The organism is Micromonospora sp. U56 (assembly GCF_018070095.1).
Classification (GTDB): Bacteria; Actinomycetota; Actinomycetes; order Mycobacteriales; family Micromonosporaceae; genus Micromonospora; species Micromonospora purpureochromogenes.
On record NZ_JAGPYL010000166.1, the window covers coordinates 1 to 11,391 of the forward strand.

11 protein-coding genes and 1 pseudogene are annotated in these 11,391 nt (G+C 73.6%); 3 read left to right on the top strand and 9 right to left on the bottom strand.

Translation table 11 applies throughout. The annotated features are described in order from the left end of the window. Window positions 1-21: 21 nt before the first annotated feature. The 6 genes and pseudogenes from KBX37_RS31345 to KBX37_RS31370 all read right to left on the bottom strand — a co-directional run bounded on the left by KBX37_RS31345 (window position 22) and on the right by KBX37_RS31370 (window position 5,521). Window positions 22-523 (bottom strand): annotated as a pseudogene (locus KBX37_RS31345) (IS607 family transposase). A 123-nt stretch (window positions 524-646) separates the two neighbouring features. Beyond that, window positions 647-1,342, bottom strand: a complete 696-nt coding sequence (locus KBX37_RS31350) for a regulatory protein RecX (protein ID WP_210779465.1) — start codon at window positions 1,340-1,342, stop codon at window positions 647-649. A 15-nt stretch (window positions 1,343-1,357) separates the two neighbouring features. Continuing rightward, on the bottom strand, window positions 1,358-2,404 hold the full coding sequence (recA, locus tag KBX37_RS31355; RefSeq protein WP_088963361.1) for a recombinase RecA: 1,047 nt from the start codon (window positions 2,402-2,404) through the stop codon (window positions 1,358-1,360). 185 nt (window positions 2,405-2,589) lie between these two features. After that, window positions 2,590-2,790 carry a DUF3046 domain-containing protein gene (locus KBX37_RS31360; RefSeq protein ID WP_210779466.1) on the bottom strand — a complete coding sequence of 67 codons (201 nt, stop codon included), beginning with the start codon at window positions 2,788-2,790 and terminating at the stop codon, window positions 2,590-2,592. 4 nt (window positions 2,791-2,794) lie between these two features. Further along, window positions 2,795-4,138 carry an MFS transporter gene (locus KBX37_RS31365; protein WP_210779467.1) on the bottom strand — a complete coding sequence of 448 codons (1,344 nt, stop codon included), beginning with the start codon at window positions 4,136-4,138 and terminating at the stop codon, window positions 2,795-2,797. A gap of 240 nt (window positions 4,139-4,378) precedes the next feature. Continuing rightward, on the bottom strand, window positions 4,379-5,521 hold the full coding sequence (locus KBX37_RS31370) for an acyl-CoA dehydrogenase family protein (RefSeq protein WP_210779468.1): 1,143 nt from the start codon (window positions 5,519-5,521) through the stop codon (window positions 4,379-4,381). A 256-nt stretch (window positions 5,522-5,777) separates the two neighbouring features. On the opposite strand from KBX37_RS31370, the gene KBX37_RS31375 reads away from it, so the two are divergent. Beyond that, the gene (locus KBX37_RS31375; RefSeq protein WP_307849286.1) at window positions 5,778-6,044 is read left to right on the top strand and encodes a nuclear transport factor 2 family protein; all 267 of its coding nucleotides are present in this window, start codon (window positions 5,778-5,780) and stop codon (window positions 6,042-6,044) included. Between the two features lie 8 nt (window positions 6,045-6,052). Here the strand turns inward: KBX37_RS31375 and KBX37_RS31380 are convergent, their stop codons facing one another. Both KBX37_RS31380 and KBX37_RS31385 read right to left on the bottom strand, forming a co-directional pair. Next, the gene (locus KBX37_RS31380; RefSeq protein WP_210779469.1) at window positions 6,053-6,751 is read right to left on the bottom strand and encodes a UdgX family uracil-DNA binding protein; all 699 of its coding nucleotides are present in this window, start codon (window positions 6,749-6,751) and stop codon (window positions 6,053-6,055) included. Window positions 6,752-6,847: 96 nt separating this feature from the next. After that, window positions 6,848-8,188, bottom strand: coding sequence for an aminotransferase class I/II-fold pyridoxal phosphate-dependent enzyme (locus tag KBX37_RS31385; RefSeq protein WP_210779470.1), 1,341 nt, complete (start codon window positions 8,186-8,188; stop codon window positions 6,848-6,850). A 38-nt stretch (window positions 8,189-8,226) separates the two neighbouring features. Here KBX37_RS31385 and KBX37_RS31390 point away from each other — a divergent pair, with 38 nt between their 5' ends. After that, entirely contained in the window at window positions 8,227-9,471 is a 1,245-nt protein-coding gene (locus KBX37_RS31390) for a bifunctional pyridoxamine 5'-phosphate oxidase family protein/GNAT family N-acetyltransferase (RefSeq protein WP_210779471.1), read from the top strand. Next, window positions 9,471-10,139, top strand: a complete 669-nt coding sequence (gene leuE / locus KBX37_RS31395) for a leucine efflux protein LeuE (protein ID WP_088963369.1) — start codon at window positions 9,471-9,473, stop codon at window positions 10,137-10,139. The genes KBX37_RS31390 and leuE overlap by 1 nt, the downstream gene beginning before the upstream one ends. A gap of 97 nt (window positions 10,140-10,236) precedes the next feature. Here leuE and KBX37_RS31400 read toward each other — a convergent pair whose 3' ends face one another. Then, window positions 10,237-11,160, bottom strand: coding sequence for a sporulation protein (locus KBX37_RS31400; RefSeq protein WP_210779472.1), 924 nt, complete (start codon window positions 11,158-11,160; stop codon window positions 10,237-10,239). Window positions 11,161-11,391: the final 231 nt, after the last annotated feature.

Sequence of the window (11,391 nt, forward strand, 5' to 3'; positions counted from 1 at the left end):
AGTAGGCGATCCGGGTGACCTTCACCGGTCACCCTCCATGGTCAGGTCCGCCCTTTTCAACTCCTTCTCGTAGCGGCGCAGACCGTACAGCCGCCACGAGAAGGTCTGCACGATGCCCAGGAGGTCCGTGCGCCACCACCAGCGTGGCGACCTCACCCCGGTCGACGGCGTCCATCAACGCCAGGAATTTCTTGCGGCGAAGGTTCATCCCGCCGCCGACCTCGCTGATCCACTCGTCCACGGCCAGACCACGAGCGAGGCAGAACTGTTGCATCGCCGCCACCTGCGAGACCAAGTCGGACTTCTGACCCGGCGACGAGACCCGGCAGTACAGCACAACCTTCCGCCGGTCGGCGTCGAAGCCCGGCTGAAGCACCCTGCGCACATCCGAATCGTCGAAATACCGCTGCCCGGACCGCAGACGACGGGCCGTGAACCGGCCCTCCGCCTCCCACCGGCGCACCGTGCTCACCGAGCGGCCCACCCGCTTGGCAAACTCGCCGATCCGATAGACACTGCCCAATACCGTCGATTATGGACAGCTCTAGAAAGGAAAGCAAAACTAGTCGCTGCTCCCCCGCCCGGACGGCCCCGGCATGATCAGCGCCGGGCGTCTCACGGACGGATCGGGCCAGCGGGTGGCGGGTCAGTCGGTGGCGCGGGTGTCCCGGTCCAGTTCGCCCTCGGCCTCGGCCAGGGCGTCGGCGTCGATCTGCTCGGCGAACTCGGCCGCCTCGGCGCTCTGCGCGGCCAGCGCGTCCTTCACCGCGCGGATCGCCACACCCGGCGGGTAGCCCTTGCGGGCGAGCATCCCGACCAGCCGGCGGAACACCGCGTCCGGTTCGCCTCGGGCGGTGCGCAGTTTCCGGTCCACCAGGGCGCGGGCGGTCTCCGCCTCGGTCTCCTCGTCCAGCTCGCCGAGCGCCTCGCTGGCCACGTCGCCGTCCACGCCGCGCTGGCGCAGCTCGTTGGCCAGCGCCCGGCGGGCCAGGCCCCGGCCGGTGTGCCGGCTGGAGACCCAGGCGCGGGCGAAGGCGGCGTCGTCGATGATGCCGACCTCGTCGTACCGGTCGAGCACGTCGGCGGACACCTCGTCGGAGATGCCCCGCTTGGCCAGCGCCCCGGCCAGCTCGGCCCGGGTACGCGGGCGCACCGCGAGCTGCCGCAGGCAGATCTCCCGGGCCACCTCGGCCTCGTCGCGCGGTGGGGTCGGGGTCGCCTCCGGCTCGGTCTCGTCGGACCGACCACGACGACCCCGACGGGGCCGTGGGGTGGTGCCGTCACCCGCCCGGGGTGGGCTGGCATCCCAGCCCCGCCCCGTGCGGGCGCGTCGTCCTGCCACTTAGCCGGCGGCCGATCAGAAGTCGACCGGCGGCAGCTCCGGGCCACCGGCGGCGTCGCCCGCGCCGACCCCGACGCCGAGCTTCTCCAGGATCTTCTTCTCGATCTCGGCGGCCACGTCCGGGTTCTCCTTGAGGAACTCGCGGGCCTTCTCCTTGCCCTGGCCGAGCTGGTCACCGTCGTAGGTGTACCAGGCGCCGGACTTGCGGATGATCGCCTGCTCCACGCCGACGTCGATCAGCGAGCCCTCGCGGGAGATGCCCTTGCCGTACATGATGTCGAACTCGGCCTGCTTGAACGGCGCGGCGACCTTGTTCTTCACGACCTTGACCCGGGTCCGGTTACCGACAACGTCGGTGCCGTCCTTCAAGCTCTCGATGCGGCGCACGTCGAGTCGGACCGAAGCGTAGAACTTCAGCGCCCGACCACCGGTGGTGGTCTCCGGGCTGCCGAACATCACGCCGATCTTCTCGCGGAGCTGGTTGATGAAGATCGCCGTGGTGCCGGTGTTGTTGAGCACACCGGTGATCTTCCGCAGCGCCTGGCTCATCAGCCGGGCCTGGAGACCCACGTGGCTGTCGCCCATCTCGCCCTCGATCTCGGCGCGCGGCACCAGGGCCGCCACCGAGTCGATCACGACGATGTCGATCGCGCCGGAGCGGACCAGCATGTCCGTGATCTCCAGCGCCTGCTCGCCGGTGTCCGGCTGAGAGACCAGCAGGGCGTCGGTGTCGACGCCGAGGGCCTTCGCGTAGTCCGGGTCGAGCGCGTGCTCGGCGTCGATGAAGGCGGCGATGCCGCCGGCCCGCTGGGCGTTGGCCACCGCGTGCAGGGCGACCGTGGTCTTACCGCTGGACTCGGGACCGTAGATCTCGACGACCCGGCCGCGGGGCAGACCGCCCACGCCGAGCGCCACGTCGAGCGCGATCGAGCCGGTGGGGATCACCGAGGTCTGGATGACCGGCCGCTCCCCCAGCCGCATCACCGAACCCTTGCCGAACTGCTTGTCGATCTGAGCGAGAGCAAGGTCGAGTGCCTTCTCCCGATCGGGCCCTGCGGCCATGTTTGCCACCCCTGCCTTCGCCGGCGTCTTTCCTGAGCTTCGCGTCACGCGGGACACGCTAGGCGCTGGGTCCGACAGAAAACCAGCCGACGGGCCGTGAGCTGTGGACGAGCACCCTGCTGTGGACAATAGCCGAACAGGTGTACGAGTCGGCAAGCGACACGCGGGAGCGACGAGAGCGCCGCTCAGCGGAGCCGGGCGGGCACCCGGTCGGGATAGGCGGCGACGACGGCCCGCCACACCACGTGGGTCTGCTCACCCGAGGCGAGCGCCTGCTCGATGGTCCGCCCGCCCAGCTGGGACAACACCTGGTCGCGGGCGATGCTGCCCGCGTAGCCCGGCCCGAAGGCCTCCTCCAACCGGGTCCAGAAGTCGGTCAGCCGCACGTGATCAGTCCTCCTCGTCCGGTGCCCCCACCGGCACCGGACGCAACGCTAGCGCCACCAGGGGCACCACCGCGATCGCCGCCAGCAGGGTCAGCACCGGATAACCCGCCGCCCGCATGACAAACCCGCTCAGGGCGGCGGCACCGGCGCCGGCCAGCCCCATCGTCAGGTCGGAGAGACCCTGCACGCTCGGCCGGATCGCCGCCGGCACCGACTCCGACAGCAGGGTGGAGCCGGCCACCATGGTGCCGGACCAGCCCAGCCCGAGCAGGGCCAGGCCGACCGAGAGCCGGGGCGTGTGGTGCCCGGCGGTGCCGGCGACCGCGCAGGCGGCCAGCAGCAGCCCGACACCGCCGAGGACGACCGCGCGCCGCCCCAGCCGGTCGGTGAGCCAGCCCACCAGCGGGCTGAGCGCGTACATGCCGGCGATGTGCAGGCTCAGCACGATGCCGACCACCCGCAGCACGTCGGCGTCGCCGTGCGACTCGCCGAGGCGTACCGGCGTCATCGACATCACCGCGACCATCACCACGTGGCCGACCGCCACCGCCGCGATGCCGAGCCGGGCCGCCGGGCGGCCGCGTACCACCTGCCAGGCCGCGCGCATCCCCGCACCGCGCCGGGCGGTCCGCGCCGGCGCGGCGCCGGCCTCGGCCGGCGGGGTGACGTCCGCGACGGCGGCCGCGACCGGGGCGTCGGCCGCCGCCAGCCGGCGCGCGGTGAGCAGCGGGTCGGGCCGCAGCAGCACCAGGAGTACGACGGCGGCGAGCACGAACGCGGCGGCGCTGAACGCGAACGGACCGGCCAGCGGTGGCAGTCCCCACCCGCTGGTGGTGCGATCGGCGAGCGCGGCGAAGTTCGGCGCGGCCACCGCGCCGATGGTGGTGGCCCACACGATCAGCGACAGCTGGCGGCCCCGGCGGGCCGGCTCGGCGAGGTCCACCGCGGCGTAGCGGGCCTGGAGGTTCGCCGCGGTGCCGCCGCCGAAGAGCAGCATGCCGAGGAAGAGCAGCGGTACGGAGCGGGTGACCGTGGCGAGCACCACCAGCACGGCGCCGACGGCGCCGGACAGGTAGGCGACGGCCAGCCCTGGTCGCCGGCCGTGCCCGTTCATGATCCGGGTGACCGGGACGGCGAGCAGCGCCCCGCCGACCACGGCGGCGCTCTGCGCCAGGCCGGCGACGGCGGTCCCGGCGACCCGGGCGGCGAGCAGCGCCCCCACCGAGATGCCGATGGTGACGCCGATCCCGCCGATGATCTGGGTGCTGAACAGCAGGCGCAGGGTCCGTCGCTGGATCGGCGCGACGTCCGGCCGGGTACGGGCCGGCGCGGTCAGGTCGGTGGCCATGCGGCCTCCTCGGTAAGGGGTCAGACGCGGCCCCATCCTTGCAAACCGGCCCCGCCCCCGGGGACCCGGTTTCGCCAGGGCCTGTGTCAAAGTCCTCGGTCGAGCCGAGGCGGAGTCCAGGCGGCGATCCGGCAAGGCGGAGATGCGTCCGGATACAACACCGGTATCCGGACGCATCTCCAACGCGGCCGGTCGTCGTCTGGGCCCGCCGCAGGCCGGCCAGGGACTTTGACACCGGCCCTACAGGCCGAGCCCGCGCCCGATGATCTCCTTCATGATCTCGGTGGTGCCGCCGTAGATGGTCTGCACCCGCCCGTCCAGCCAGGCCTTCGCCACCGGGTACTCCAGCATGAACCCGTAGCCGCCGTGCAGCTGCACGCAGCGGTCGGCGACCTTGTTCTGCAGCTCGGTGGTCCACCACTTGGCCTTCGCGGCGTCGGTGACCGAGAGCCGGCCGGCGTTGAACTCGGCCACGCAGTGGTTGACGAAGGTGCGCGCGATGGTGACCTCGGTGTCCAGCTCCGCGAGCAGGAACCGGTTGTGCTGGAACCTGCCGATCGGCCGGCCGAACGCCTCCCGCTGGCGGGCGTAGTCGAGGGTCACCGCGAGCAGCTTCTCCGCCGCCGCCACCGCCGCGACGGCGATGCTGAGCCGCTCCCGGGGCAGGTTGGCCATCAGGTGGTAGAAGCCGTGGTTCTCGGTGCCGATCAGGTTCTCCGCCGGCACCCGGCAGTCGTCGAAGAAGAGCTCGGCGGTGTCGTTGGCCTTCAGGCCCACCTTCGCCAGCCGCCGGCCCCGGGTGAAGCCGGGGGTACCGGTCTCCACCGCGACCAGGCTGACCCCGTGCGCGCCCTGGTCCGGCGCGGTACGCACCACCACGATCACCAGATCGGCCATCTCGCCGTTGGTGATGAACGTCTTCTGCCCGTTGAGCACCCACCCGTCGCCGTCGCGGACCGCGCTGGTGCGGATCCCCGCCAGGTCGCTGCCCGCACCGGGCTCGCTCATCGCGATCGCGGTGACCAGGTCACCGGAGCAGAACCCGGGCAGCCAGCGCTTGCGCTGCTCGTCGGTGGTCAGCTCGGTCAGGTACGGCGCCACCACGTCGTTGTGCAGGCCGAAGCCGAGCCCCGAGCAGCCCGACGCGACGATCTCCTCGTCCAGGACCGCGTTGAACCGGAAGTCGCGCTGCCCGCCGCCGCCGTGGTCGGTGTCGACGTCCATGCCGAGCAGTCCGGCCGCGCCGGCCTTGCGCCACACCTCGCGGTCGACGATGCCGTCGGCCTCCCACCGGGGGTGGTGCGGCACCGCCTCGCGGGCCAGGAACTCCCGGCACAGGTCGCGGAACTCCTCGTGGACCGGTTCGTACAGATGCTGCTCCATGGCGGCCAGTGTGGCACCGCTCACCCGCGCTGCCCAGGGGCGGTGACAGGCATCGCCAGTGGCGCACCCGGGTCAGGGTGCGCGTGGCGAGCACGGCGGGGGCGTCCCGTCGCCGGGCCCGGTTACCGGCGTGACGCGACGGGGGCCGGGCACTACCGTGCCGGGGCATGACGGACGCGCGGGATCTGGTCGAGCGGTTCAACGCGGCCTGGGTACGCGGTGACCTGGCGGCGGTCTCCGCCTGCCTCGCGACGAGGTGACGTACCGGCCGAACGCCTGGGACGGTCCGGCCGCCACCGTCCGCGGGCGGGACGCGGTGACGGCGGCCTTCGCCGACCAGCTCGGGCCCGGCGAGGGCCCGGTGCTCGGCCCGGTCTGGGCCGCCGGCGAGCGGGTGGTGTGGGCGTGGGCGTGGGCGCCGGCCGAGGACGGCACCGTGCTGTGCGGCCTGGACGTCTACCGGGTCCGCGACGGACGGATCGTCGCCAAGGACGGGTACGGCAAGATCACGACTGGGGCCTGAGCCGGGCGCTATCCGGCCAGCGCACGGGCGCCGACCGTCAGGTCCTGCACCAGCCCCGCGTACGCGGCGTCCTGGTCGTCGGCGCGCAGCACGGCGGACGGGTGGATGGTGGCCAGCAGCTGCGCGGCCGGCGCGTCGGCCACCTTCCCGGCGCTGTCCACCGGGACCCGGACGAAGTCCTCCGGGCGTTGCGCGGCGGCCGGCCAGGGCAGCAGCTCGCCGCGCTGCTTGGTCACCCGGAACGCCGGGCCGAGCAGGGCCTTGGCGGCGGTCGCGCCGAGCACCACCACGATCTCGGGGTGCAGCCGGGCGAACTCCGCGACCAGCCACGGTCGGCAGGCGGTGATGTGCACCCGGTCCGGCGTCTGGTGGATGCGCCGCTTCCCGCGCAGCTCGAACCTGAAGTGCTTTACGGCATTCGTCAAATAGATGTGCTTTGGGTCGATTCCGGCGTCGTCGACCGCCCGCCGCAACAGCCGGCCGGCCGGGCCGACGAAGGGTAGTCCTTTTTGATCTTCCATGTCGCCGGGCTGCTCGCCGACCAGGACCACCCGGGCGCTCTCGTCACCCCGGCCGAAGACCGTCTGCGAGGCGTCGCGGTACAGCTCGCAGCCCCGGCAACCGGCGGCTGCGGCGCGCAGCTCGTCGAGGGTGTCGGCCTGCGGCGGGATGAACTGCTGCGCACCGGGCGCGTCGGTCTCGGCCATGGCGAACTTTATATCCCGGATTCGCCGGCGACGCCGGGTGTGGCGCGGCCACTGACCCTCCGGAATGTCGACCATGCGCGTCGAGGACCAGCCGGGTCACGCGGTGAACCGGCCCGGCGGGGCCGGGCGGAGCGCCCGGGCGACCGCGTCGGCGACCGGCACCAGGTCGGCGTCGTCGAGCGCGCTGACGGTGATCCGGATCCCGGGCTCGGCACCGATCCGGTAGAGCGCACCGGGCGCCACCGACCACCCGGCGTCGCGCAGCGCGGTGACCACACTGGTCTCGTCCGACACCGGCAGCCAGATGTTGATGCCGCTGCGACCGCGCCCGGCCAGGCCCCGGGCGGCGAGCGCCGCCAGCAGCCCGGTGCGCCGCCGCTCGTACTCCGCGCCGGAGCGGCGGACCAGCTCCGCGGTGGCCGGGTCGCGCCAGAGCGAGAGCACCAGCCGTTGCAGCACGGTGGAGACCCAGCCGGCGCCGACCCGGGCGCGGCCGGCGACCCGGGACACGGTGGCCTCGTCGCCGGCCAGCACGGCCAGCCGCAGGTCGGGCCCGAACGGCTTGCTCACCGACCGGACGAAGGCCCACGCCGGGGTCGCCCCGGCGAGCGGGTGCAGCGGCACCCGGGCCAGCTCGGCGGCATGGTCGTCCTCGATCAGCAGCAGGTCGGGGCGGCCGGCGAGCAGCTCCCGCAGGGCCCCGGCCCGCTCGGCGGAGACCGCGGCGCCGGTCGGGTTCTGCGCGCGGCTGGTCACCACCAGCGCCCGGGCGCCGAGGGCCACGGCGTCGCGGACGCCGGCCTCGGTGGGCCCGTCGTCGTCCACCGGTACGCCGATCGGCCGCAGCCCGAGCGCGGCGACCAGGTCGAGCAGGTTGGCCCAGCCCGGGTCCTCCACCGCCACCGCGTCACCGGGCCGCAGGTGCGCGGCGAGCAGCCGCTCGATGCCGTCGAGCGCGCCCCCGGTCACGGTGATCTCCTCGGCCGGCACGCCGTCAACGGCGAGCCGGTCCCGGGCCGCCTCGGCGAACGCGGGGAGCAGGGCGGTCGAGGCGTACCCGACGGGTGGGCCGATCTCGGCGGCGAGCGCGGCCAGGTGCGGGCCGAGCGGGGGCAGCAGCCGGGGGTCGGGGTACCCCTGGGAGAGGTCGCGGGTGCCGGGGGCGGGCGGCGGGTGCAGCGCGGCGCGCCGGCCGGCGACCGGGGGTCGGGGGCGCACCCGGGTGCCGTGCCGGCCGGCGGTGACGACCAGGCCCCGCTGGCGCAGCTCCTGATAGGCCCGGGCGACGGTGGCCGGGCTGACCCCCAGCTCGGTGGCGAGCGCCCGGACGGCGGGCAGCGGACTGCCCGGAGCCAGCGCGTCGGCCCGGATGCCGGTTTCCACGCTCGCCGAAATGGCGGCCGACGTGCTGCCACTGATCTGATAACGTACTGCCACAGTTCGGAGATTGTACTAGAACAAAGGTGGGATGTCGCATGTACGCCCCGACCCCGCGCACCACGGCCAGCCGCTCCCGCGACCGGATGAGCTACGACCCGGTCGCCGTGCACGCGGTGCTCGACGAGGCGTACCACTGCGTGCTCGGGTTCACCGTCGACGGCGAGCCCCGGCTGCTGCCCACCCTGCACGTGCGCATCGGCGACACCCTCTACCTGCACGGCTCCACCGGCAGCCGGCCGCTGCTCGCCGCCCGCGGTGACGGCAAACTGCGGATCTGCGTCACCGTCACCCTGCTCGACGGGCTGGTCTACGCCCGCTCACAGTTCCACCACAGCGCCAACTACCGGTCGGTGGTCGCGCACGGCACCGCCCACCTGGTCACCGACGACGCCGAGAAGTCACGGATGCTGACCGCCCTGGTGGAAAAGGTCGCCGCCGGTCGCAGCGCGGACAGCCGCCCGCCGAGCCGCCGGGAGCTGGCCGAGACGGCCGTGCTGGCGTTGCCGCTGCGCGAGGTGTCACTGCGGTCCCGCACCGGTGGGGTCCGCGACGACCCCGCCGACCTCGACCTGCCGTACTGGGCCGGGGTGGTGCCGCTGCGGCTGACCGCCGGGCTGCCGCAACCGGACGCGGGCGTCACCGCGCCGGTGCCGGCGGGACTGCGGACCGCCGAGTCGCCGTGGCGGGAGGCGGCGACCCTGCGGGGCGAGCACGTGCTGCTGGAGCCGCTGGACCTGACCCACGCCGACGAGCTCTTCACCGCCACCGCCGAACCGGAGGTGTGGGCGCACCTGGGCCACCCGCTGCCCGCCGACCCGGCCGCAATGAGGGAGATCGTCGCGGGCGCGCTGGCCGCCGGGCACCGGGGCGAACGGGTGCCCTGGGCGCAGCGCTGCGCGCGGACGGGCGCGGTGGTCGGCACCACCTCGTACTACGACATCGACCCGGAGCGGCGGGCGGTCGCCATCGGCCACACCTGGCTCGGCCGGCCCTGGTGGCGCAGCGGGATCAACACCGAGGCCAAGCTGCTGCTGCTCAGCCGTGCCTTCGACGAGCTCGGCGCGGTCCGGGTGGCGTGGCACACCGACATCCGCAACACCCGCTCGCAGGCGGCGATCGAGCGCCTGGGCGCCACCCGGGAGGGTGTGCTGCGGATGCACCGGCAGCGCCCGGACGGCTCCTGGCGGGACACCGTGCAGTACGCGATGACCGTCGACGAGTGGCCGAACGCACAGGCCAGGCTCCGGGAAAGGCTTCGCCGTACGGCACCCGTGGCGTGATGATGGCGGGCGTGCTGGGCATCACCGACATCTGGACGTACGTGCTGGGGACCGTGGCGATCATTCTGCTGCCGGGGCCGAACTCGCTCTTCGTGCTCTCCACCGCCGCCAAGCGGGGGGTGGGGGCCGGCTACCGGGCGGCGGGTGGGGTGTTCGTCGGCGACGGGGTGCTGATGTTCCTCTCCGCCGCCGGGGTGGCGTCGCTGCTCAAGGCGTACCCGCCGCTCTTCCTGGTGATCAAGTACGCGGGTGCGGCGTACCTCGGGTATGTCGGGCTGACGATGCTGCGCGGGGCCTGGCGGCGCTGGCGCGACCGCAACGACCCGGCGGCGCCGCGGCTGATCGACGCCGCGGAGCCGGCGGCGATGCGCAGCCCGTTCCGCAAGGCGTTGGTGATCAGCCTACTCAACCCGAAGGCGATCCTCTTCTTCATCTCGTTCTTCATCCAGTTCGTCGACCCCGGGTACGCCTGGCCGGCGCTGTCGTTCCTGCTGCTCGGGCTGATCGCCCAGGTCACCAGCGCGCTCTACCTGACCGCGTTGATCTTCATGGGCACCTTCCTGGCCGCCCAGTTCCGGCGCCGCCGGCGGCTGGCCGCGAGCGCGACCACCGGCGTCGCGGTGCTCTTCCTCGGCTTCAGCCTGAAGCTCGCCACCGCCTCGGTCTGACACCGGCCGGGCGGCGCCCCGGGTGCCGTCGCCCCCGCCGGGGTCTGGCGATCAGGTGCCGTCGCCCCCACCTCGATCGGGCGCCGGCGCAGGGCGATCAGGTGCCGTCGCCGCCACCGCCGCCGATGCCCCCGCCCCCGGCGGTGCCGCCGAGGCCGTAGCCGGGCCCGACCGGTTCGTCGGGATGGCGGCTGACGTGGGCGGACTCGGTGATCTTGGCGGACCAGTCGGCGTGCGAGGCGGCAGCCGCGTGCCGGTTGATCGCCGCGCGCAGCCAGCCGTCCACGACGGCCACCCAGTCCCGCTGATCGGCACCGGTGTGCCAGATCCGGAAGCGGCTGATGCTCTGGTGGCTGATCCCGGTCAGCGACAGCCGGCGGTCCAGCCAGAGGACCACCTCCAGGCCGGCCGAGTTCGCCACGAAGATCACCTCCAGCTCGGTGATCGGGCCGGCGTAGAGCGGTCCCACCCAGTAACCGAGTCGCTGGTGCACCGGCAGCGCCTGCTCGACGCCGGGCAGCCGGCCGTGCGACAGGCCGGCCTGCCGGATCAGGAAGCCGAGCGTGTCCAGTGCGGCGAGGATGTGCTGCTGGGTGGGGAGCGGATGGACGAAGACCGGCACCATCGCCCCCTGGTCCAGCTCGGGGTCGACCGACACCTCGGTCCGTAGCCCGGTGCGCATGCTCATCAGGGGCACCTCGCCGAAGATCGTCACCGGGGTCTCCCAGGGCAACGGCAGGGCGAAGTCGATCGCCCGGCGTCGCCCCGCCGGCACCAAGAACCGGCCGCCGATGGGCACCTGGTGGTACTGCACCAGTTGCCGTGGACTGCGCGGATCGTCCGATTCCGCGGTGGCGACCAGGCCCAGCCGTACGTGCCGGATCGGCACGTCGTCCGGCCCGGCGGCGAGCGTCACCCGGCCCGGCAACCGCAGCCCCGGCCGGGTGCTCGGATTCGTCAGCGTGGTGCTCACCGAGAGCCCGGTCCACCCGGACTCCCGCGCCACCCCGGTCAGCCGCACCCCCGCGCTCCCTCCCCTCGCCTCGCCTCGCCCGGGGTTTCCCACCCCCCGTCCCGACACTCCCCCGGCCCCGAGCGGCAGTCCGCCACGCACTCCCGCGAACCCCGCCGCGCAGGCCCACCGCGCACCCCCGAGCGCCCCGAGCGGCAGTCCGCCACGCTTCCCGAACGCCCCGAGCGGCAGTCCGCCGTGCACTTTCGGAGAAAGAGTGGCCATTTCGCGCCCGTTGGC

Coding starts and splice junctions, on each gene's coding strand:
- leuE (WP_088963369.1), top strand. CDS start 9,471: ATGATGGCGGGCGTGCTGGGCATCACCGACATCTGGACGTACGTGCTG.
- KBX37_RS31365 (WP_210779467.1), bottom strand. CDS start 4,138: ATGGCCACCGACCTGACCGCGCCGGCCCGTACCCGGCCGGACGTCGCG.
- KBX37_RS31370 (WP_210779468.1), bottom strand. CDS start 5,521: ATGGAGCAGCATCTGTACGAACCGGTCCACGAGGAGTTCCGCGACCTG.
- KBX37_RS31380 (WP_210779469.1), bottom strand. CDS start 6,751: ATGGCCGAGACCGACGCGCCCGGTGCGCAGCAGTTCATCCCGCCGCAG.
- KBX37_RS31390 (WP_210779471.1), top strand. CDS start 8,227: ATGTACGCCCCGACCCCGCGCACCACGGCCAGCCGCTCCCGCGACCGG.
- recA (WP_088963361.1), bottom strand. CDS start 2,404: ATGGCCGCAGGGCCCGATCGGGAGAAGGCACTCGACCTTGCTCTCGCT.